Source organism: Aurantivibrio infirmus (assembly GCF_054767315.1).
Map to the genome: position 1 here is coordinate 25,607 of NZ_BAAFSK010000006.1, position 21,170 is coordinate 46,776.

At 42.9% G+C, this 21,170-nt stretch carries 21 protein-coding genes; 14 read left to right on the forward strand and 7 right to left on the reverse strand.

Features of this window, described 5'->3' with window-relative positions; all coding sequences use genetic code 11:
- The first annotated feature begins 14 nt into the window (after positions 1 to 14).
- Positions 15 to 2,087 carry a M3 family metallopeptidase gene (locus ACYUCY_RS13875; protein ID WP_460227110.1) on the forward strand — a complete coding sequence of 691 codons (2,073 nt, stop codon included), beginning with the start codon at positions 15 to 17 and terminating at the stop codon, positions 2,085 to 2,087.
- On the forward strand, positions 2,084 to 2,335 hold the full coding sequence (locus ACYUCY_RS13880) for a YheV family putative zinc ribbon protein (RefSeq protein WP_460227111.1): 252 nt from the start codon (positions 2,084 to 2,086) through the stop codon (positions 2,333 to 2,335). The genes ACYUCY_RS13875 and ACYUCY_RS13880 overlap by 4 nt, the downstream gene beginning before the upstream one ends.
- Positions 2,336 to 2,355: 20 nt before the next feature.
- On the opposite strand, the gene ACYUCY_RS13885 is transcribed toward ACYUCY_RS13880, so the two are convergent.
- Positions 2,356 to 3,033, reverse strand: coding sequence for a hypothetical protein (locus ACYUCY_RS13885; RefSeq protein WP_460227112.1), 678 nt, complete (start codon positions 3,031 to 3,033; stop codon positions 2,356 to 2,358).
- Positions 3,034 to 3,769: 736 nt separating this feature from the next.
- Here ACYUCY_RS13885 and coxB point away from each other — a divergent pair.
- The 4 genes from coxB (at position 3,770) to ACYUCY_RS13905 (ending at position 8,121) form a co-directional block, all read left to right on the forward strand.
- Positions 3,770 to 4,933, forward strand: a complete 1,164-nt coding sequence (gene coxB / locus ACYUCY_RS13890; RefSeq protein WP_460227113.1) for a cytochrome c oxidase subunit II — start codon at positions 3,770 to 3,772, stop codon at positions 4,931 to 4,933.
- A 14-nt stretch (positions 4,934 to 4,947) separates the two neighbouring features.
- The gene (ctaD, locus tag ACYUCY_RS13895) at positions 4,948 to 6,501 is read left to right on the forward strand and encodes a cytochrome c oxidase subunit I (RefSeq protein ID WP_460227114.1); all 1,554 of its coding nucleotides are present in this window, start codon (positions 4,948 to 4,950) and stop codon (positions 6,499 to 6,501) included.
- Between the two features lie 41 nt (positions 6,502 to 6,542).
- Positions 6,543 to 7,127 carry a cytochrome c oxidase assembly protein gene (locus ACYUCY_RS13900; protein ID WP_460227115.1) on the forward strand — a complete coding sequence of 195 codons (585 nt, stop codon included), beginning with the start codon at positions 6,543 to 6,545 and terminating at the stop codon, positions 7,125 to 7,127.
- A 76-nt stretch (positions 7,128 to 7,203) separates the two neighbouring features.
- Positions 7,204 to 8,121 carry a cytochrome c oxidase subunit 3 gene (locus ACYUCY_RS13905; RefSeq protein WP_460227116.1) on the forward strand — a complete coding sequence of 306 codons (918 nt, stop codon included), beginning with the start codon at positions 7,204 to 7,206 and terminating at the stop codon, positions 8,119 to 8,121.
- Positions 8,122 to 8,225: 104 nt separating this feature from the next.
- Here the strand turns inward: ACYUCY_RS13905 and ACYUCY_RS13910 are convergent, their stop codons facing one another.
- The gene (locus tag ACYUCY_RS13910) at positions 8,226 to 8,450 is read right to left on the reverse strand and encodes a DUF2909 domain-containing protein (protein ID WP_460227117.1); all 225 of its coding nucleotides are present in this window, start codon (positions 8,448 to 8,450) and stop codon (positions 8,226 to 8,228) included.
- 109 nt (positions 8,451 to 8,559) lie between these two features.
- On the opposite strand from ACYUCY_RS13910, the gene ACYUCY_RS13915 reads away from it, so the two are divergent.
- Genes ACYUCY_RS13915 through ACYUCY_RS13930 form a run of 4 tightly spaced genes read left to right on the forward strand, consistent with a single transcriptional unit; the run spans position 8,560 to position 11,622 of the window.
- Positions 8,560 to 9,342: an SURF1 family protein gene (locus ACYUCY_RS13915; RefSeq protein ID WP_460227118.1), complete on the forward strand. Its 783-nt coding sequence runs from the start codon at positions 8,560 to 8,562 to the stop codon at positions 9,340 to 9,342.
- A gap of 51 nt (positions 9,343 to 9,393) precedes the next feature.
- Complete coding sequence (locus ACYUCY_RS13920) at positions 9,394 to 10,008, forward strand: hypothetical protein (RefSeq protein ID WP_460227119.1); 615 nt, start codon at positions 9,394 to 9,396, stop codon at positions 10,006 to 10,008.
- Positions 10,009 to 10,038: 30 nt separating this feature from the next.
- A complete protein-coding gene (gene cyoE, locus ACYUCY_RS13925; protein ID WP_460227120.1) occupies positions 10,039 to 10,947 on the forward strand; it encodes a heme o synthase in 909 nt (302 codons plus the stop codon).
- Positions 10,948 to 10,980: 33 nt separating this feature from the next.
- Complete coding sequence (locus tag ACYUCY_RS13930) at positions 10,981 to 11,622, forward strand: SCO family protein (protein ID WP_460227121.1); 642 nt, start codon at positions 10,981 to 10,983, stop codon at positions 11,620 to 11,622.
- A 7-nt stretch (positions 11,623 to 11,629) separates the two neighbouring features.
- Here the strand turns inward: ACYUCY_RS13930 and znuB are convergent, their stop codons facing one another.
- From znuB to ACYUCY_RS13945, 3 genes are read right to left on the reverse strand one after another with little or no spacing between them, the layout of a single operon-like run.
- Entirely contained in the window at positions 11,630 to 12,412 is a 783-nt protein-coding gene (znuB, locus tag ACYUCY_RS13935; protein ID WP_460227122.1) for a zinc ABC transporter permease subunit ZnuB, read from the reverse strand.
- Between the two features lie 47 nt (positions 12,413 to 12,459).
- The gene (gene znuC, locus ACYUCY_RS13940) at positions 12,460 to 13,194 is read right to left on the reverse strand and encodes a zinc ABC transporter ATP-binding protein ZnuC (RefSeq protein ID WP_460227123.1); all 735 of its coding nucleotides are present in this window, start codon (positions 13,192 to 13,194) and stop codon (positions 12,460 to 12,462) included.
- A complete protein-coding gene (locus ACYUCY_RS13945; protein ID WP_460227124.1) occupies positions 13,184 to 13,678 on the reverse strand; it encodes a Fur family transcriptional regulator in 495 nt (164 codons plus the stop codon). The genes znuC and ACYUCY_RS13945 overlap by 11 nt, the downstream gene beginning before the upstream one ends.
- A gap of 148 nt (positions 13,679 to 13,826) precedes the next feature.
- Here ACYUCY_RS13945 and ACYUCY_RS13950 point away from each other — a divergent pair, with 148 nt between their 5' ends.
- The gene (locus tag ACYUCY_RS13950) at positions 13,827 to 14,771 is read left to right on the forward strand and encodes a metal ABC transporter solute-binding protein, Zn/Mn family (protein WP_460227125.1); all 945 of its coding nucleotides are present in this window, start codon (positions 13,827 to 13,829) and stop codon (positions 14,769 to 14,771) included.
- On the opposite strand, the gene ACYUCY_RS13955 is transcribed toward ACYUCY_RS13950, so the two are convergent.
- Entirely contained in the window at positions 14,768 to 15,025 is a 258-nt protein-coding gene (locus ACYUCY_RS13955) for a hypothetical protein (RefSeq protein ID WP_460227126.1), read from the reverse strand. The two genes, ACYUCY_RS13950 and ACYUCY_RS13955, sit on opposite strands and share 4 nt — an antisense overlap.
- Positions 15,026 to 15,393: 368 nt before the next feature.
- On the opposite strand from ACYUCY_RS13955, the gene polA reads away from it, so the two are divergent.
- Positions 15,394 to 18,120 carry a DNA polymerase I gene (polA, locus tag ACYUCY_RS13960; protein ID WP_460227127.1) on the forward strand — a complete coding sequence of 909 codons (2,727 nt, stop codon included), beginning with the start codon at positions 15,394 to 15,396 and terminating at the stop codon, positions 18,118 to 18,120.
- A 445-nt stretch (positions 18,121 to 18,565) separates the two neighbouring features.
- On the opposite strand, the gene yihA is transcribed toward polA, so the two are convergent.
- Positions 18,566 to 19,195, reverse strand: a complete 630-nt coding sequence (gene yihA / locus ACYUCY_RS13965) for a ribosome biogenesis GTP-binding protein YihA/YsxC (protein ID WP_460227128.1) — start codon at positions 19,193 to 19,195, stop codon at positions 18,566 to 18,568.
- Between the two features lie 336 nt (positions 19,196 to 19,531).
- Here yihA and ACYUCY_RS13970 point away from each other — a divergent pair, with 336 nt between their 5' ends.
- The gene (locus ACYUCY_RS13970; protein ID WP_460227129.1) at positions 19,532 to 20,179 is read left to right on the forward strand and encodes a c-type cytochrome; all 648 of its coding nucleotides are present in this window, start codon (positions 19,532 to 19,534) and stop codon (positions 20,177 to 20,179) included.
- A gap of 304 nt (positions 20,180 to 20,483) precedes the next feature.
- Positions 20,484 to 21,158, forward strand: a complete 675-nt coding sequence (locus tag ACYUCY_RS13975; RefSeq protein ID WP_460227130.1) for a thiol:disulfide interchange protein DsbA/DsbL — start codon at positions 20,484 to 20,486, stop codon at positions 21,156 to 21,158.
- The last annotated feature ends 12 nt before the right edge of the window (positions 21,159 to 21,170 follow it).

The window sequence follows — 21,170 nt, forward strand, 5'->3', positions numbered from 1 at the left end:
GATAGGAAAAGTTTGTGAATAGCAACAACCCACTTTTGATTAATTCAACCCTGCCACTTTTTGATGTAATTAAAGCGGAAGATGTTGAAACGGCAATTTCGACGATTATTGATGAAAATCGAGAGGCGTTAAAAACACAATTAGGTGAATTAAAAATACCGACTTGGGATTCGCTTGTTGCTGTGATCGATGAACGAGGAGATCGTTTGTCCAAAGCCTGGTCCCCTATCGGACACTTAAACGGTGTTGTTAATTCGGAGCCATTACGCGAAGCCTATGCAAAAGCACTGGGAATGTTAACTGAATATATTACTGAATTTTCTCAAAATGCAGAGCTTTATAAAGCATATCAGGCTTTACGAGATAACGAAGAATTCAACAATTTAAACCAAGCCCAACAAAAAACTATCACGAATGCCCTTCGTGATTTCAAACTATCGGGTGTTAGTTTGCCCGAAAAAGAAAAGAACCGTTACGGGGAAATTAAAAAACGTCTTTCAGAGCTCTCAACACAATTTTCAAATAATGTGCTGGATGCGACACAAGGTTGGTTTAAAGTAATTGAAGACCAGAATGAGCTTAGCGGTTTACCGGAATCTGCTCTTGAAGCCGCTAAAGCAGCTGCCAAACAAAAATCGGTTGAGGGTTATGTCATCACATTAGATGCACCGTCCTATATAGCGGTCATGACTCATGCAGACGATGGAAAATTACGAGAAGAACTTTATCGTGCTTACACCACCAGAGCCTCTTCCCTGGGTTTGGCCTCCGCAGGTAAAGATCCAAAAACCTGGGACAACGAATCACTCATTCAGGAAATATTGTCGCTAAAACATGAGTTAGCGCTTTTACTTGGCTTTAAAAATTATGCTGAATATTCATTAGCGACGAAAATGGCTAGCTCCACTAGCGAAGTTATTAGTTTTCTAACTCAGCTTGCTGAGACGTCAATATCCGCGGCGAAAGCGGAGTTTTCTGAACTTGTTGAATTTGCGAAACATAAGTATCAAGTAAAAGAATTATTCAGTTGGGATGTTGCATATTATTCAGAAAAGAGGCGCCAGGCAGTTTTTGCGCTATCCGAAGAAGAATTGAAGCCGTATTTCCCAGCAGAAAAAGTTATCTCAGGCTTGTTCGCCGTAGCCAAAAAATTATTTGCTATCGATATAGTCAAAGACGATTCAGTTAGCACTTGGCATAAGGACGCCAGTTTTTACCGGATTACTCGAGAAGGGAAAGAGATCGCAGGATTTTATTTGGATATCTATGCCAGAGAAAATAAACGCGGTGGCGCATGGATGGATGAGTGTCGTGTCCGTCGAAAAAGACAAAGTGAATTACAACTCCCCGTTGCTTACTTAACATGTAACTTTCCACCTCCGAGCGATGAAATTCCATCCTTGCTAACTCACAATGACGTGACGACTTTATTTCATGAATTTGGACATGGCTTACACCATATGCTTACCAAAATAGATTGTTCTTCGGTGAGCGGAATTAATGGTGTAGCTTGGGATGCGGTAGAGTTGCCGAGCCAATTTTTAGAAAATTGGTGTTGGCAAGAAGAAGTTATCCCATTAATTTCTAGTCACTACCTCAGTGGCGAACCCTTGCCCAAGTCCTTACTCGACAAATTGTTAAAAGCAAAAAACTATCAGTCCGCTATGCAAATGGTTAGACAAATCGAATTTTCATTATTTGATTTCCGACTTCATTTGGAATACGACCCGAACAAGCCTAAAGGCCCACAAAGTCTACTCGATGAGATTCGAGAGAAGGTTGCAGTATTAACTCCGCCAACTTATAACAAATTTCAGAATAGTTTTTCTCATATTTTTGCTGGTGGTTATGCCGCTGGTTATTACAGCTATAAATGGGCAGAAGTACTTTCGGCCGATGCATTTTCTTTATTTGAAGAAAAAGGAATTTTTGATTCGCAAACTGCCGATAGTTTTCTAAAAAACATTCTTGAAAAAGGCGGTTCTGAAGATGCATCGGTTTTATTTAAAAACTTTCGCGGTAGAGAGCCTAGTATACAAGCGTTGTTAAGGCATTCTGGAATTTCTAGTGAAGTGGAAAAGCCGTGAACCCGGATAAGCGGCGCTTTATTGCGGGAGCCGTTTGTCCGAAGTGCGGAGAAATGGATACTATCATCGTAATTCAAAAAGCGGACACAGAATTCAAGCATCGTGAATGTGTCAGTTGTGATTTTAAAGAGGCGTCAGATTTTCAAGAAAAGAAGGATGAGTTACCAACACGAGTGAACCAAGTTAACCAACAAGATGCTGAACGATCTGCTGTGCAAGTAATTAAGATTTTGCCTTCAAAAGAGTAGGACGAATACTCGAAGTAAATTTAGTGAATATCTTTTGAATCAGCACCCGCACTGAAATTAAGACGAATCGAAAGATCTTCCGCTAAGCATGGCCAGCGGGCAATCTCAAGCTTCCAGCCCCGTTCTTTGTGATCGGCAATGTATTTTTTGAACGCCGGATTATTTAAGGAAGATTCGCTATCCATGTGGCTTTCTAGGGAATAGTGAATAATAAAATCTAGGTCATTTGCGAAAGGTTCACCAATAAGTTGATGAACGATTAAATTTGCAGTGGTCATATCCATTGGCGTTAAGGGAATACCGCAGCGGCCCACTACCCGATCATTAACTTCTTCTATCAACCGGTGCGCGAGATAAGATTGATCCATTAAAGCCATCATGCCGGAATGACTTGCGATGACTTCCGGTGGCTTTATAAAAAACTCTTCGGCTGTATCCAAAAATATTGAGGCGTAATCGTCAATACCGGCCTCTTTTGTTAATCCGCGTACGGCATCTAAAAAATTTGGTACATGATCGATGTAGCGGCCTACAAAATTCACTAATGCAGATTCTGGATTTTTTTCCGGTAGATTTATTGAGCCATGTAGTCGTGGTATGTTTTCCGTTATCAAGGTGTGCAATTGAGCCAGCTGATCCTTTTGCAGCTTGGCGGCCTTGATGGTGTCACGAATTAGCATAGTGTTTGATTTGGCCATAACTTCCAGTACGACGTGGGTTCGATACGTGGAAATGGTAGCGAGCCTAATAAATTAATGGTGTGGACTAGGACAAAAACTTAACAAACAGGGTGTTGCCAAAGTCTTGTACACATTAAAAATAACCTAAAACTGACCAAAAACAAGTTGAGATTAAGAACCGATCCTTCTAACTAAAGGACGGGCTCTCAAACCAACGTTGAGTGTTTTGTATCCAGCAATCATTAGAATGGGGCGCATTTATTAGCAAAGGAACAACTGTACTGATACAAATCCAGTGTCTTTCATAAGATGGTTCGAACTGCTTGACGCGTACTCGAATTAGAATTACGAAACTCCCCTTTGAGAATAAGTCCCGATAATTACTGAAATTTTTTTTTAACTCTGTAAAATACGCGCCGCAGTCGCCCCAGATCAAGAGATGTGTTGGTGGGAAACCACACTAAAACATTGACTTTTGTAGGGTTATGTGGCCCCCTAACGCGCTTCGAATGGCGCCTAGGGTTTGGTTAAACGCCGCTTGGCGGTAGCAAAAGACTCGATAATTAGTTTATTGCTTAGGACTTATATTAAGGGCTGACATGCAGTCTATAAGTATCCGAATTGGTGCTTAGACAGTCTTTCTTTAAGTAATCCTTTGTACGATTTAGTAGCGGTTATCCAATCTGTCTGCTTTTATCATTAATACACCAGTGTTTTTCAATAGTTTAAATTAGTAATACGGAGAGTATGGGCGATGTTGAGAAGAGCTAAACCGCTTTTCCACCAGCTGCTTGGCCTAGCAATTCTGATGGTGATTTCTTGCCATCAGGCCGTTGCACAAGAGGCAGAGCGTTGGGGGGTCAATATGACCCAGGGTGTGACACCAATTAGTAAAGATATTTTTTGGTTGCACAATTTAATTTTCTGGATCTGTGTTGTGATCGGTGTGGTTGTGTTCTCCGCGCTATTTTGGACGATGTTCGCGCATCGGAAATCCAAAGGTCATCAGGCATCACAGTTTCATGAGCACCTTGGGGTAGAAATCGCTTGGACAGTTGTTCCATTCGTCATTCTTGTCGCGATGGCTTTCCCATCCACCAAAACGCTTATCGATATTTATGATACTGAAGCCGACGTAGACATGGACATTGTTATTACGGGTTATCAATGGCGTTGGCAGTATGAATACCTTGGACAAGACGTAAAATTCTTTTCTAGCTTGGATCAAGAACACAATGAAGCGAGACAGCTAGACTCAGGTATCGATCCTTATACCATTCCAAATTACTTGCTCGAAGTCGACAAGCCCCTAGTTCTTCCCATCAAAAAGAAAGTTCGATTTTTGATTACAGCAAACGACGTTTTGCACGCTTGGTGGGTTCCTGATTTGGGAGTAAAACGAGATGCTATTCCGGGTTTCGTAAATGAAACTTGGGCGTATATAGAAGAGCCCGGCATCTATCGTGGTCAGTGCGCTGAGCTTTGTGGTAAGGACCATGGTTTCATGCCTATTGTTGTAAAAGCGGTTGAAGAAGCTGAATACAACACTTGGCTTGAAGAGAGGCGTGTTGAGGCTGCCGCTCTCGCGGAGCTAACCAGCCAAACGTTTACTTTTGAAGATTTGTTAGAGCGTGGTGAAGGTGTTTACAACCGTTCTTGCTCGGCATGTCACGGTGCTACAGGAGATGGGGTTCCGGGAGTGTTTCCCGCCATCCGTGGTAGCGCTATTGCAAGGGGTCCAATCGCTGCTCATTTAGATATTGTAAAAAATGGCAGCCAGGAAAACCCGGCGATGCAAGCATTTGGAGAGCAGCTATCGCCAGTCGATATTGCTGCTGTAATCACCTACCAGCGCAACGCGTTTGGTAACGATATGGGCGACTCAATGCAGCCCGTAGACGTTCTACAATCAAATTAATAGGAGGGTAAACAGTGGCACATGGTCCTGCAAAAGGCATCGGTCGTTGGTTGTTTACTACTAACCACAAAGACATCGGTACACTTTATCTTTGGTTTAGTTTTGCAATGTTTTTATTGGGTGGATTTTTCGCGATGGTTATTCGCGCGGAATTATTTCAGCCCGGTTTGCAAATAGTCGAACCAGAATTTTTTAATCAGATGACAACCATGCATGGTTTGGTGATGGTCTTCGGGGCAATTATGCCGGCCTTCGTAGGCTTGGCAAACTGGATGGTACCGCTAATGATTGGCGCTCCAGACATGGCTTTGCCGCGCATGAACAACTGGAGCTTTTGGATTCTTCCCTTTGCTTTTTTAATGTTGACCTCAACATTCTTCATGGAAGGTGGTGCTCCTAACTTTGGTTGGACTTTTTACGCACCTTTATCCACAACTTATGCCCCACCAACGGTTACCTTCTTTATTTTTGCCGTTCACATTATGGGTGCCTCTTCCATCATGGGCTCCATTAATATTATTGCGACCATTTTAAACTTACGTGCACCTGGCATGACTTTAATGAAAATGCCTTTGTTCGTTTGGACGTGGTTGATTACTGCATTCTTATTAGTCGCGGTAATGCCGGTTCTTGCGGGTGCGGTAACCATGATGTTGATGGATATTCACTTCGGTACATCATTCTTTGATGCCGCTGGTGGTGGTGATCCGGTTTTATTCCAACATGTATTTTGGTTCTTTGGGCATCCCGAGGTTTATATCATCATCCTGCCTGGGTTCGGTGTTGTATCTCAGGTTATTCCCGCGTTTTCGCGCAAGCCATTGTTTGGGTATTCCTCGATGGTTTACGCAACCGCAAGTATTGCGTTCTTAAGCTTCATCGTTTGGGCTCACCACATGTTCACGGTGGGAATGCCAATAGCAGGTGAGCTGTACTTTATGTACGCGACTCTGTTAATTGCGGTGCCGACGGGCGTGAAAGTATTTAACTGGATTACCACGATGTGGAAAGGCTCTTTGAGTTTTGAAACACCGATGTTGTTCTCCATCGCTTTCGTAGTTTTATTTACCATGGGTGGTTTCACTGGATTAATGTTGGGCATCGCGCCTTCCGATATTCAGTATCACGATAGCTACTTTGTTGTAGCCCATTTCCACTACACGATGGTTGCTGGTGCGATCTTCAGTATGGAAGCCGGGGTTTATTACTGGTTACCTAAGTGGACCGGTAAAATGTACAACGAGACCTTGGGTAAAACGCAATTCTGGATTGCCTTTGTTGGTTTCAACTTAACATTTATGCCACAGCACTTTGTTGGTCTGTCAGGAATGCCACGACGTATTCCTGATTACTCCACTCAATTTGCAGACTTCAATATGATATCGAGTATTGGCGCGTTTATGTTTGGCTTGTCGCAGCTAATGTTCTTGTTCAATGTTATTTCGGCAATTGTTGGTGGCAAGAAAGAAACGCGAGAAAAAGTGTGGGATGGCGCGGAAGGTCTTGAATGGACTGTAGCTTCACCCGCTCCTTACCATACCTTTAGTACACCACCAGAAGTTAAATAAACCCTCAAGAGTGTTTTGTGGGGGTGAGGTAGTTAGCAGTAATGACAGATACAAAAACAGAAAAAAGTGTTACCAAAACAGCAGCGAAATTATCGCTGCTGGCTGTTTCCATGTTTGTATTTGCCATTTACGTTTTACCGCCTATTTACGATGTGTTTTGCGAAATTACCGGCTTGAATGGCAAAGGCTCTACCCTTGCTGCGGCACCTAAAGAAGTAGAAGTTGATGAAGCTCGTACCGTGCGGGTGACTTTTATTGCAACAAACAATGAGCAGATGCCCTGGGAATTTAAACCTAACGATGCGGTAATGGTAGTAAAACCTGGCGAAATCGCTAACACCAGCTATTTTGCGAAAAACACCACAGAAAGAAATATGGTGTCGCGTGCAGTACCGAGCTTCGTGCCAAATACTGTTGGTAGCTATTTCAAAAAAATGGAATGTTTTTGTTTTAATAATCAGCCTTTGGCTGCTGGCGAAAGTGCAGATTTATCTTTGCAGTTTTATGTTGATCCCGACTTACCGGAAAAAATTACCAACATAACTTTGTCATATACAATTTTTGACATTACAGAAACTGAAACAGCAGCAAACATAGAATATAAAACGGAGTTGAGTTCGCGTTAATTATTTCGTGACACAACTTTTGGCTTAATAGTAAAAAACGGCTGTGCCGTTGATTTTAAATAGTTGGAGAAAATCAATGTCCTCAGATCATGCGACGAGCGAATCAAGCTACTACGTCCCTGAACAGAGTAAGTTCCCGATATTTGCAAGTATCGGTTTATTTTTAACGGTTTTCGGTGCTGGTAATTGGATTAACGGCAACAGCATTGGCATGACCACGTTCTTTTGTGGCGGACTCGTTATGGCCACAGTGATGTGGAACTGGTTCGGTACGGTGATTCGCGAAAACATGGCAGGCATGAACAGCGCACAGGTTAAGCGCTCTTATGTTTGGGGCATGGGCTGGTTTATCTTTTCTGAAGTGATGTTCTTCGCCGCGTTTTTTGGGGCTTTGTATTATTTGCGACACTTATCCGTGCCCTGGCTCGCTGGTGAGGGCGACAAAAGCTTGATGACTAATGAATTGTTGTGGAATGGCTTTACTAACGAATGGCCTTTATTAGTAACACCAGATATGGTCGCGAACGGTGACAAGGCGCAATTCGTTGGTGCCGACCAAGTGATGGGTTGGAAAGGTTTACCATTGATCAACACCATCCTACTGCTAACTTCTAGTTTTACTGTTCACTTCGCCCATACTGCCTTGAAAAAAGCGAATCGAAAGGGTTTCAATATTTGGTTGGGTTTGACTGTGGCGCTTGGCATCGCATTTTTGATTTGCCAGGTTGAAGAATATATTCATGCTTATCAAGAATTAGGTTTAACTCTCGAGACAGGTGTTTACGGTACAACTTTCTTTATGTTGACTGGATTCCACGGGGCCCACGTTACGATGGGAACCTTTATGTTGCTGGTAATGTGGTTGCGCTCCATGATCAAAGGTCACTTTCATCATGATGATTGCTTCGGCTTTGAAGCCGCTAGTTGGTATTGGCACTTTGTTGATGTGGTTTGGGTTGGACTGTTTTTATTCGTCTATATCTTGGGTTCTTAAGGCCACAGGCCAGTAACAAATATTGAAAAAGGCAGGCTTAGGCCTGCTTTTTTGTCAGCGTCGTTTTAGTTCTTTTTAGTATTGAAGACCCGATCGTTAAAGTACTAGTACTTACCCGCCCACGGCGCAGTATTTGATAGAATGCCGTTCGCGTATCCATACCAAATACAAAACACGAGTAATGCCGCTAGGGTGATGCGGATGCCTAAAGCGTATAGTGTTCGCTTAGAGTCACTGGTGTTGATATCTTTCAACAGGAATACCATCGCACTGGTTAAGCTCGCTAAGATTGCGATAAACAGCCCGACAATGATGATCTTTAGCCACATTCGATGGTGCTCCTCAAAAGTACTTTACGTGGTTTAAAGCGTGGCATTTTAACGCGGTAAGCGCCGAGAAACGACCTTGAGAGTAAAAACCGGTTTATGAGAGTGAAAAGTGTCTTTGTCATTTAGCCTCAATCATCGTGTGACTTTGCTAAGCGTAGTCATGCTGCCAATTTTGCTTGCATTAGGAAATTGGCAATTGAATCGAGCGGAGGAAAAGCGCACGATCAAAAAAAATTTGGCACTACGAACACAACAAGCACCCAGTACCATTGAGCGCCTGGATCTTGATTCTGACTTGGCATTTACGCCCGTCATATTGACTGGGACTTTCGACAATCAACACAATTATTTACTGGATAATCGCATCAACTCGGGCAAAGTTGGCTACGACGTGTTAAGTCCCTTTCGAACAACCGAAGGTACATGGGTAATAGTGAATCGTGGTTGGATTGAAGCGCCAGCATTGCGAAGCGTTAAACCTAAAATACCTGCAGCCGAAAACTTTTCTCGGTTTGGTGAATTTGAAGATACAAGTACTATTGAAAATAGAGAAACGATATCCGTTCTCGCCAGTGTTTATGTCATGCCGGGAAAACCTTTCCAGCTAGAGGAGCAAGATTTCCAAAATATCGAATGGCCTTTAGTGATTCAGGTGGTCGACCCTCTAAAACTTGGTGCGCTACTTGACCGAGATTTTTTTAAGTACGAGCTACGTTTAAACGCTGGTGAAATCGGAGCGCTAAAAGCAGAGTGGCAGGCGATTAATGTGCAGCCGGAAAAACACACAGCCTATGCAGTGCAGTGGTTCGCCATGGCAGCAGCGTTAATTATTTGGTTTATATTTGCGAATACAAATATTAAGCAGCTATTTAGTAAGCCAAAACACCTTTAATTTAACAAGTAATTCTGCAGAAATTTCCTGAATAAAAGATGAGTAAAGAATGTGAGTAACGAAGAACAAACAGTTGAACCGCAACGTAAAAGAACCCAGCTAATTATAATTTTTGGTTTAGCTATCGCTGCGACATTTATTCCCTACTTGATGTATTTCACCGGCATAGGCATTCCTACTGGTACGGTAAATAATGGTAGGTTAATAGCTGAACCAGTATCACTTGCCGACGCAAACATCCGAACCAGTGAAGGCGAGTTACTCAAGCTGGCCGAACCGCCTTTTAAATTTAGAATGATTTTTTTAGTAAATGGCGAATGCGATAGCCAGTGTCGGGATCTGCTTTTTTTAACCCGACAAGTTCATACTCGCCTTTCGGATAAGGGCGATCAATTTGAACGCCTGTATATTGATTTATCTGCACAGTCTTCCAAATCGCTTGAAGACTTTCTAAACGAAGAACACCCCAAATTACGCTACGCGCGAAGCGATCTTTCTGAGTGGCAAGATCTTTTAAGTTCGACTAGTGAAATTTCTCAGCCTTTTACAGGACACGAATATCTTTTAACCCATCGCTACGGCGCTTTGTCGATGGTTTATGATGATGTCCAAACCGGCAATGAATTACTAAAAGATCTTAAATTTCTCGTGAGAACATCCAACTAACTAATTAAAGATTTAATTTTCGAGAACAGTATGAGCGATTCCACCTCAATCGAAGAATCATTAACGCGCGCAAGCTGGCACGACTATTACGAAATGTGTAAGCCCAACGTTGTGTTATTAATGATACTTACATCGGTGATTGGTATGCTTTTGGCTGTGCCAGGTATGGTGCCATTAGATGTGTTGGTGCTTGGGAATTTAGGAATCGCGTTTTGCGCTGGCTCAGCGGCTGCAGTAAATCATTTAGTTGATAGGCGTGTTGACCAACAAATGGCGCGTACCCACAATCGGCCGATTGCAAAAGGCCGCGTGGGGCCAACACAGGCAGCAATTTTCGCGTTGGTCATGGGCGTAGTGGGTATGGGTATCCTGCTGATATTTATTAATGCCTTAACAGCTTGGCTGACTTTAGCTTCTCTCTTGGGCTATGCCGTTATTTATACTTTGTATTTGAAGCGCGCGACGCCGCAAAATATTGTTATCGGTGGCCTTGCTGGCGCTGCGCCACCGTTATTGGGTTGGACTGCGGTAACCGGTGAAGTAACGGGGCATGGTTTATTACTCGCCTTGATTATTTTCGCTTGGACTCCACCGCATTTTTGGGCGCTCGCCGTGCATAGAAAAGCAGAGTACGCGAAAGTCGATATCCCAATGTTGCCGGTTACTCATGGAATTCCCTACACAAAAGCGCACATATTTTTATATACCTTAATTATGTTTGCGGTAACGCTGCTACCTTATGCAACGGGTATGTTGAATTGGCTTTACTTGGCAGGCGCAGTGGTGCTTGGTCTTGGTTTTATTTATTGGGCGCTGGTTATGTTGCTAACTGATCGCCCAAGCGCGGGTATGGATACTTTTAAATATTCCATTGTCTACTTGATGGCACTCTTTGTAGTGATGTTAGCCGATCACTACATATTACCGCTGAATAGCTAACTAACTTTTAAGAATCAATAAAGAAGAAGTGATATGGACCAAGCACAACGCGGCATCTTAAAGACCGTTATTGTAATCGGAATTTTTATAGCGATTGTTGTATCCGCATTTGTTTATAAAATGACGAGTCCGAGGGTTATGACTGTAAAAGAGCTTGTCAATAATGGCGCGATAACCTTTGAAGAACCCACTAAATTAAAAGAATTTGAGTTGCTCTCTCATACTGGCGAAATAATAAATCAAGATAACTTTAAAGGACATTGGACAGTACTATTTTTTGGTTTCACCCACTGTGCAGGATATTGCCCGACGACATTGGCTTTGCTCAACAATTTTTATGGTCAGCTCGAAGATGATATTCGTGAAAAAACTGAAATTGTTATGGTTACTGTTGATCCCGCAAGAGACTCCGCGGACGTGCTTGCAGCTTACGTACCGAAGTTTAATCCAGAATTTGTTGGACTAACTGGAGAATTCCTAACGATTAAATTGCTTGCGAATAGCCTTCATGTGCCTTTGCAAAAACAAGCGATGCAAGGCGAAAACTATCATGTACAACACGGTGAGCAGTTAATACTAATTAACCCTAAGGGTGAATTTCATGGTTTTTTTAAAGCCGACTTTACCTTAGCCCGACTAAAAGCAACTTACCAATCAATTGTGATTAGTTATTAAGCCAAAACTATCGTTGTTTTTTTAGTAGCGAAAGCACAAATAAAATTGTTGAGCTGATTACGATAGATGGTCCCGCTGGTGTATCCCAAAAAAACGAAGCGCTCAAGCCACCAGCGACCGCAAAGCAGCCAGTAACAATTGCGATCAAAGCCATTTGTTCCGGTGAGCGAGATAAGCGCCGGCTAGTCGCAGCGGGAATAATTAACAAAGCAGTTATCAGTAACACACCCACGGCTTTCATGGCGATAGCAATAACCAAAGCCATGATTAACATCAGCAAAGTTCGGACAAATCCAACGTTTACTCCTTCCACCTCAGCGAGTTCTTCGTGCACAGTCATTGATAAAAGTTGTCGCCAATACATTGCCAATAAAATAAAGACCAGAATATCGACGGCAAAAATTAATACGACATCGGGCCAAGAAGTAGCGAGTAAGTCTCCAAATAAATAAGAATATAAATCCGCACGATTGTCGGTAAACATCGCAACAGCGATTAAGCCTAACGCCAAACTTGAATGAGCCAGTATTCCTAACAAAGTATCCGTCGCAACGACATGGGTATTTTGCAGGACGACGAATACAAGGGCTAAGCTCGCGCAAATAATGACTACCGCGATATTGAGATTAATCGATAACACCAAGCCGAGTGCAACGCCCAGCAATGCAGAATGTGCGAGGGTGTCGCCAAGGTAAGCCATGCGGCGCCAAACCACGAAAGACCCAAGCGGTCCAGCTACGATCGCAACGCCTATGCCTGCTAGCAATGCAGTCAATAAAAAATCAGGCACTCTTCGCTCCGAAAAATTTTTCTAGTTGAAAATAAAAAGAAGCCCGTTCAATCATGTGTATGGTCATGGTGGTGGCTATAGACAGCGATATTTGGATCACGGGTTTCTCCAAACAGTTGTAAAAACTCTGGATGGGTACTGATATTGTCGGGACTACCTTCGCAGCAAATATGTTGATTTAAACATACCACTCTATCGGTAGCGGCCATGACTAAATGTAAATCGTGAGATACCATCAACACGCCACAGCCGGTTTGAGTTTTTATCTGATCGATTAACTTATACAGCGCTGACTGACCACTGACGTCGACACCTTGGACAGGTTCATCTAAGACTAACAACTGGGGATCGCGAAATAATGCACGCGCTAACAAAACCCTCTGCAGTTCACCGCCAGAAAGCGATTGTACATATTGGTTTTCTAAAGCGAGTGTTCCGGTGAGTTCTAAACATTCATTAATCGAGCGATTCTGTTTTCCGGCTAAAGATAGAAACCGTTTTACCGTTAGCGGTAAGCTGCTATCGACAAATAGTTTTTGCGGCATGTAGCCAACTCTTAGATTGTCACGGCGTGCAATCTCGCCACTGTCAGCTTTCAGCAAGCCTAAAATAACTTTTATTAAGGTAGATTTGCCAGCACCGTTAGGGCCAATCAGTGTCACCACTTCACCAGAATGAACGGCAATATTTGCGTTCTTTAAAATATTTTTGCCCTCAAGTGCGAGGCAAATTTCCTGCGCGGAAACAAGTCGCGTAGCGGTAGAAAGATTTTCACTTGTCATTGTCGGCTTCCGAACAATTTGGGCAGGTGCCGAGTATTTCAACCGCTTCTTCTTCGATCACGAAGCCAGCATTTTGCGCTGAGTTTTGAATCGCGGTTTTTAATTCTGTTGTGCCGCATTCAAGGGTTTGGTGACAATGCTGGCAAATCAGAAAGTGGGTTTGATGTTGTTGTTCTGGTTCTGGGCAGCCAACAAAAGCGTTTAAAGAATGGATTTTATGGATGAGATGTTCTTGAGTTAAAAAATCCAAAGCACGATACACCGTTGGCGGCGCAACGCGTCGGGTAATGACTTTTTCCAACAAGCCCATTAGCGCGTAGGCTCCTAAGGGTTTGTGGCTTTGCCATACCAACTTCAAAACACCTTCTCTTAGTGGAGTAAGTTTGACGCCGCGTTGCCGACACAGGGTTCGAGCGGTTGCGATTGCAGAGTCAATACAGTGCTGATGGTTGTGCTGGCGGAATGCCAAGGGCGTATCATTCATAATATTTCTTAAATATTTATAGCTCCGTTAGCTTGGGTTTCGCACCCTACTCTAAATGAGGATCAATTGAGTACTATGTCTTAGGCCTTAAGTGGGAATTTCAAAAGTTTGTTATGTTATCATATAACATTTTTGCGAATGTATATTTATGAAGACTAACGTGAACAATGTCAGTTTGGCTTTGCTGATTGGTATTTTTAGTGCGATGGGCGTTTATGCTCAGCCTAATCCCGATGTGAAGGATATCGTCGTCAGTATCAAGCCTATTGCACTGATAGTGGATGATTTACTGGCAGATCGAGCTAATGTCCGCGTTTTGGTGCAGCCAGGCAGTTCACCTCACGATTTCTCTCTCAGAGTGTCTGATATGGCAGCCATCTCTAAAGCAGATCTGTTAATTTGGATGGGCCCTGAACTCGAACACTTTCTTCAAAGACCAGTAAGGCAAAAATTGAGTAAGCAAGTGCTCACGCTCACCGAAAATGCTGAAGATAAAGAACAGGGCAAGAGTGCGGGAAGTGACCATGAACATGGCGATGATCCTCATATTTGGCTAGATCCAGAGCAAGCGCAGCAAATGGCAAATAAGATCGCACAATTTTTAATTGAGCAATCGCCAGAGCAAGAAGCGTTTATTCGTCGTCAATTAGAGCGGGTACTAGGTGATTACCGTAATCTCGCGCTTGAGCTCGAGGAAACGTTTCTCCCCCATAAGCAAACCCCGTTTTTGGTTTACCACGACGGCTACCATTACTTAGTTGAGGCATTCAACTTGAATCAGCTAGCATGGATAACCAGGAGCCCTGAGCAGGCTGTGGGCGCGAAACGTTTATACGAATTACAACAACTGTTAGCGGCTTATGATGTTAGCGCAGAAAAAAGGCCTGGAAGCGAATCAGATAAACTTCTCCGTCCTCGCTGTTTGTTTGTTGAAAGCACCCATCACTCATCTAGCGTTAAAAATATTGCTAAACGATTGGCGTTACAAACTTATGCGCTAGATTTATTGGCTGCTGATGAGGCGATAACGAGCTATCGTCAATTAATGACGAACATCGCCGAAGCGATGTCCGCCTGTTTTGCGGCTGATTAATGGGTGTGGCTAGATACTCGCGGTCTTACACCGTTGGCTACGAGAGAGCTAACTTGTGTGGAATCAAGCTCGCTACTAAAAGCGGCAAAATGCTCCTGAATGACACTGTGATTGGAGGTTGCACAATCACGAAGCAACTCCATCATTGAACTTTGATCGGATAACTTATGGCGCATACCGGTGATGCTGTGTACCTGACTCGCCAGTTGTGAAAGTCGATAAACCCCTGATTGAGAAAAAATTAATTTATCCAAGACTACTCCCCTTTTGAAGAACTAAAAGATAAAAAACCACGTTTTTCCTGATGGCCAATTAGCAGAAATTTTGTTCAACTAAACAGCACAATATTAAGTGTAGACAATTCTCAGAAAAGGAAAATTTAATTGTAAAGTTTTGTGACAAGTGCGTACTTTAGTGTGCGACATAAAACTGTCATAAGCGCGACAGGGTTCAAAAAAAGCGGTATGCGGACAAAAAAGCGACATTTACCAACTAATTAAAACCGCATATTCACTCGAATTTAAACGCTGATTAAAGGTTTTTTCTATTCGTATCTATCCGTCGTTATTCAAATAAGTCGTGTATCCTTGCATCTTCTTTCAAATAGTAAATAAAAAATATTATGACCACTGCAGATTCTCCCCTCGTTCTAGTTGACGGCTCTTCCTATTTATACCGGGCATTCCATGCCTTGCCTCCTTTAGCAAATTCCAAAGGCCAAGCTACAGGTGCAATTAAAGGCGTCACCAGCATGTTGCGAAAGCTACAAAAAGATTACCCCGGTAGTCATATCGCTGTGGTTTTTGACGCAAAAGGAAAAACATTCCGCGATAAAATTTTTGCGGAATACAAAGCAAATCGGCCTCCGATGCCCGATGAGTTGCGCAGCCAAGTGCAGCCAATTCACGACATCGTTAAAGCCATGGGCTTGCCCTTATTGATTATTGACGATGTTGAAGCCGACGACGTTATTGGAACCTTAGCGGCGCAAGCCACTGAACAAGGCCATCATGTGGTGGTGTCAACTGGCGATAAAGATATGGCTCAGTTGGTTAGCCCTCATGTGACCTTAGTGAATACGATGACGAATACTCTCTTTGATAGAGAAGGCGTGATTAATAAATTTGGTATTCCTCCAGAGCTAATCATCGACTTTCTCGCATTGATGGGAGACAAGATCGATAACATTCCTGGTGTTCCAGGCGTCGGCGAAAAAACAGCCTTAGGTTTATTACAAGGTCTCGGAAGCCTGGAAAATATTTATCAACAATTAGATGCGGTGAGTGGCTTAGATATACGCGGCGCGAAAACCTTGGCTAAAAAACTTGAAGACAATAAAGATAAAGCTTTTTTGTCTTACGAATTAGCAACGATAAAAACAGATGTTGAGCTTGAGTGCGGCCCTAGTGAGTTAGTTGCTGAGGAAGAAAATAAAGAAAAGTTACTCGAAATTTTTCAGGATCTAGAATTCAAATCGTGGGTTGATGAATTGGCCAGCGGCAGTTCGTCATCGGATGAAGAATCTACACCGGCAAAAAGACCATCAAATTACACGACAATTAACGATGAAAAAACGCTGAATGCGTGGTTAGAGAAGTTAAAAAAATCAGATGTATTTGCATTCGACACCGAAACCACCAGCCTTGATTACATGCAAGCAAAAATAGTCGGCGTTTCTTTTGCGGTTACAGCAGGAGAAGCGGCCTATGTACCGCTAGCTCACGACTACCCCGGCGCTGAACAACAATTAGATTTTCAGGCGACCTTAACGAAATTAAAACCCCTGCTCGAGAATCCAAAGTTAAAAAAGGTAGGACAAAATTTAAAATACGACAAAAGCGTTTTACAGAATCATGATATCGAATTACAAGGCATCGCTTTTGACACAATGTTGGAATCCTACATTTTTAACTCCACTGCCACCCGCCATGACATGGACAGCTTGGCGGAAAAATACTTAGCGCGTAAAACAATACACTTTGAGGATGTTGCCGGGCGCGGTTCAAAACAATTAACCTTTAATCAAATTCCAATTGAACAAGCTGCGCCTTATGCCGCAGAAGATGCAGACGTTACTTTGCAACTGCATCAACATTTATGGCCAAAACTTGAAGACACGCCGAGCTTAAAAAAAGTATTTCAAGAGATAGAGATTCCTCTTCTACCCGTGTTGTCACGAATTGAGCGGCAAGGTGCATTAATCGATGTCGCTGCTCTAAATCAACAAAGCCATGAGCTGGGCGAAAAATTATTAGAGCTTGAAAATACGGCTTATGAAATGGCGGGAGAAAAATTTAATTTGGGGTCGCCAAAACAACTCGGCGCTATTTTGTTTGAAAAGTTGGAAATACCCGTTATTAAAAAAACGCCAAAAGGAGCACCTTCAACTGCGGAAGAAGTATTGCAAGAACTTGCCCTAGACTACCCTTTGCCTAAAGTGTTAATTCACTATCGAGGATTGTCGAAACTAAAATCCACATACACCGATAAACTCCCTTTGATGGCCAACCCCAATACCGGTCGTGTTCATACCTCTTATCATCAAGCGGTGGCGGCGACAGGCAGGCTTTCTTCGACAGATCCAAACTTACAAAATATTCCTATTCGAACCGAAGAAGGGCGACGGATAAGAAAAGCCTTTGTTGCGCCGAAAGGTTACAAAATTCTAGCGGCAGATTATTCGCAAATTGAATTACGCATTATGGCCCATCTTTCTCAAGATAAAGGCCTGTTGAGCGCGTTCGCGGAAAATTTGGATGTTCATCGGGCGACGGCGGCTGAGGTTTTCGGTATGGCGTTGGACGAGGTTACTGATGACCAGCGCCGGAGTGCTAAAGCGATTAACTTTGGTTTAATTTATGGCATGTCTGCGTTTGGTTTAGCTAAACAGTTACACCTTGGTCGCAAGCAGGCACAAGAATATATCGATTTATATTTCGAACGTTATCCCGGTGTTGCGGATTACATGGAAAAAACTCGGCAAATTGCTAGAGAACAGGGTTTTGTTGAAACCATCTGTGGAAGACGCTTATACCTGCCAGAGATCAATGATAAGAACGGCATGCGTCGTCAGGCAGCAGAACGGACTGCTATCAATGCGCCGATGCAAGGAAGCGCAGCAGACATTATTAAGTTGGCGATGATTACAGTTGATAATTGGATAAGATCTGAAAAAGTTTCCGCGAAAATGATTATGCAAGTTCATGATGAACTGGTGTTGGAGGTAAAAGCGGATCAAGTCGACACAGTATCTGAGACTTTATGCAAATTGATGAGTGATGCACTTATTCTTGATGTTCCTTTACTCGTGGAAGCAGGGGTGGGTGATAATTGGGACGAAGCACATTAAAAGGACAATCCGAAATTTTTTATTAAAAAAAGTAAAGATCTGCTGCTGTTAAAAGACCAAATTTTTATAAAAATTAGTTTTTGCGATTAAATTTCGTGAATGCTGCGAACTAAAATCGATTGATTTAGTCTCAAAATGGACCAATCGAGTATTGGTATCTTACTCTCCTATTTTTTTGGCATGTTTTGTCACCTAAGCAAGACTCAATTCCAGGATGGCCCTAATGTGTTTAGGGCCTTTTTTTATTCAAAAAATAGTTTGAATTAATCGATGGAACAAATGTGAAGGGTCTTGGTCGAACGCAATGTTGGGGCATATGCCCAATGTGTCTCAACTTTTCCGGTGCTCGGCCCCAAGAGTGCTGGTATTTTAAACCCGGTAGTTTCCCCAAGCTATCGGGTTTTTTTATTCTGCTGTGAAAATAAAAACCGCCATATCATTTGTATTATTCTTGCTCGGCGGTTTCTGTAGGCGCTAGCCATTGATCAAGGCATTGCTTTAGGTTTTGCAAACCTTGTTTCTTTAGAGAAGAAAAAGTCTGTGCGCTGACTAAGTCATCGACACCGGCTTGTTCTAAATGAGCATTGACTTGCAAAAGAGTTGATTTCGCGTTGCCTGGTTTTAACTTGTCACATTTTGTTAATAAAATGTGAACCGGCATTTCAACTTCTACTGCCCAGTTCAGTAAGTCTGTGTCGAACTCTTGCAGAGGATGACGTATGTCCATGAGCAGTACTAGTCCGCGTAAACTCTTTCTTTGTTTCATATATTCCGCTAAGTTTTTTTGCCAGCGCTGTTTGGTCGCAAGCGGCACTTTCGCAAAACCATAGCCAGGCAAGTCCACCAAGCGACGATCATTTCCTAAATCAAAAAAATTGAGTAATTGAGTTCTGCCAGGCGTCTTACTGGTTCGTGCCAGTTTTTTGTTATTCGTTAGGGCGTTAATGGCACTGGATTTCCCAGCGTTTGAACGTCCAGCAAACGCGACTTCACACCCCGTATCCCCAGGACATTGTGCGAGGGAGGGGGCACTTTGCGTAAATAGCGCACTTTGGTAGTTGAGGGGAGTATGCAAGAGTTTAAAACCTAAATTGGAATGCTGATTATTTGGAGTTAGATGCTATTTTAGTGTTGAGACCGGCTTTGATCTAAGATCCAATAACGAGGTGAGATTTTAGCCAATTTTCTATGAGATCAAAAAAATGAGCTAGATTATAAGGGCTTGCTTGTTAAATGGTGTGTTATTTCGTCGTTAGTATATAATACGCGGCCTTTAAAGACTGCACTGCGGCGGCACCTTGTCCTCTTAGGATAAATGATGGCCTCGCTTATGTGGCCAGGGAATATCGGCCATGACCACAGCCTTAATGACTTTCTCATTCTTTACCAACAAATCAAGACGGAATTAACGATGACCAACATTTACAAGCTCACAGTCGTTGCGCTCGGACTCCTAGTTTGCGCCCCATACCTACATGCAGCAGGCGATGCTGAGGCTGGCAAACAAAACTCTAGCCTATGTATAGCCTGTCATTCCGAGGATGGAAACAGCGTGACACCTCAGTTCCCTCGTCTTGCAGGTCTTGGTGAAGCTTATTTATTGAAGCAAATGAAGGACATAAAAGAAGGCGAGCGTGTGATTGCTGAAATGACAGGTTTATTGGATAGCTACTCAGAACAGGATCTTGAAGATATTTCTGCTTATTATGCGAGTCAGAATATGCAGCTAAGTGGTTCCAAAGAATTAACTGTTAAGCTGAATAGTGGCACTGAAGTTGATGCCCTGGTACTGGGTGAGCAGCTTTATCGCTACGGCAATCCAGAATCCGGCGTACCAGCTTGTAGCGGTTGCCATTCTCCGACAGGTAAAGGGAATGCGCCCGCAGGTTATCCACGATTGAGTGGCCAATTTTCAGATTACGTAGAAAAGCAGTTGAAAGCATTTCGAGCAGGTGAAAGATTAAACGACGGTGAAAGCCAAGTGATGCGGCAGGTTGCTCAGCGTTTGAGTGATGCAGAGATTGCGGCAGTCGCTAATTTTACGGCTGGTTTACATTAATTATCCGTTTCCTCTATAGCAAAGGGCCAGATGATAGGAACACCTCTGGCCCTTTCGTGTCTTTACACCTTAGCGATATGCTTATCGAAATTTTTGGGTAACTCTTCAGGTTTGAATTCTAAATAGCACAGTGCGCGAATAGCATAGCGCCCACGTCGATTCGTAACATGAAGCGAGCTTGCATTGATGAAATTCAAACGAGGAAATTTTCCCATTAAACATATGCCACAAATTTTGATTTAGAAAAACAATAAACTTTTAGGCTGGTATTTTTTAATTCTCCAGTAAACGCGTCGAGGTAGATATGCGAGCTTTATCAACGATAACTCTGATCCTCACTACTATCGCTGTAGGCTTGGTCGGTTGCACAAACAAAGCGGAAGATTCCCCACAAGCCCAGCCTGATGCTCCCTACCAAGCAGGCGTTCATTATCGAGTCATTGAAGAGCCGGTACCTGTTGCAGACCCTTCGAAAATCGAAGTAGTTGAACTTTTTTGGTATGGCTGCGGTTCATGTTTTTATTTCGAACCTTTAGTTGTTGAATGGAAAAATACAATTGCAGACGATGTGAATTTTATTCGTATGCCGGCAATGTGGGCTCCCATCATGGAAGTTCATGCAAGAGTTTTTTATGTCGCGGATGCTTTGGACGTCGTCGATGATGTCCACCAGGCGATCTTTAACGCTATAAATATAGATAAAAAACGTTTGGCAAGTGCGGATGAAATCTCAAACCTTTTTTCTTTATATGGCGTAGAAAAGGACCAAGTAGCTGGACTGTTTGGCTCCGCGGAGGTAACGAATAATGTCCAGATGGCGAATCAAAGAGCACAGGATTACGATATAGGTGGCACACCGACCATAGTGGTAGACGGTAAATATTTAATTCAACAAGAAGAAAATTTAGTGACCCACCAAGATATGATTAAAATCACTGATTATCTCATTAACAAAATTCGAACTGAAAAAAACAAGTAAAAGTGGAGCTGT

Excerpts from the sequence above, each read along its gene's own strand:
- ACYUCY_RS13930 (WP_460227121.1), top strand. The coding sequence starts at position 10,981 with ATGGACCAAGCACAACGCGGCATCTTAAAGACCGTTATTGTAATCGGA.
- polA (WP_460227127.1), top strand. The coding sequence starts at position 15,394 with ATGACCACTGCAGATTCTCCCCTCGTTCTAGTTGACGGCTCTTCCTAT.
- ACYUCY_RS13905 (WP_460227116.1), top strand. The coding sequence starts at position 7,204 with ATGTCCTCAGATCATGCGACGAGCGAATCAAGCTACTACGTCCCTGAA.
- cyoE (WP_460227120.1), top strand. The coding sequence starts at position 10,039 with ATGAGCGATTCCACCTCAATCGAAGAATCATTAACGCGCGCAAGCTGG.
- ACYUCY_RS13910 (WP_460227117.1), bottom strand. The coding sequence starts at position 8,450 with ATGTGGCTAAAGATCATCATTGTCGGGCTGTTTATCGCAATCTTAGCG.
- ACYUCY_RS13900 (WP_460227115.1), top strand. The coding sequence starts at position 6,543 with ATGACAGATACAAAAACAGAAAAAAGTGTTACCAAAACAGCAGCGAAA.
- ACYUCY_RS13950 (WP_460227125.1), top strand. The coding sequence starts at position 13,827 with ATGAAGACTAACGTGAACAATGTCAGTTTGGCTTTGCTGATTGGTATT.
- coxB (WP_460227113.1), top strand. The coding sequence starts at position 3,770 with ATGTTGAGAAGAGCTAAACCGCTTTTCCACCAGCTGCTTGGCCTAGCA.
- ACYUCY_RS13885 (WP_460227112.1), bottom strand. The coding sequence starts at position 3,033 with ATGGCCAAATCAAACACTATGCTAATTCGTGACACCATCAAGGCCGCC.
- ACYUCY_RS13970 (WP_460227129.1), top strand. The coding sequence starts at position 19,532 with ATGACCAACATTTACAAGCTCACAGTCGTTGCGCTCGGACTCCTAGTT.
- ACYUCY_RS13975 (WP_460227130.1), top strand. The coding sequence starts at position 20,484 with ATGCGAGCTTTATCAACGATAACTCTGATCCTCACTACTATCGCTGTA.
- ACYUCY_RS13945 (WP_460227124.1), bottom strand. The coding sequence starts at position 13,678 with ATGAATGATACGCCCTTGGCATTCCGCCAGCACAACCATCAGCACTGT.
- znuC (WP_460227123.1), bottom strand. The coding sequence starts at position 13,194 with ATGACAAGTGAAAATCTTTCTACCGCTACGCGACTTGTTTCCGCGCAG.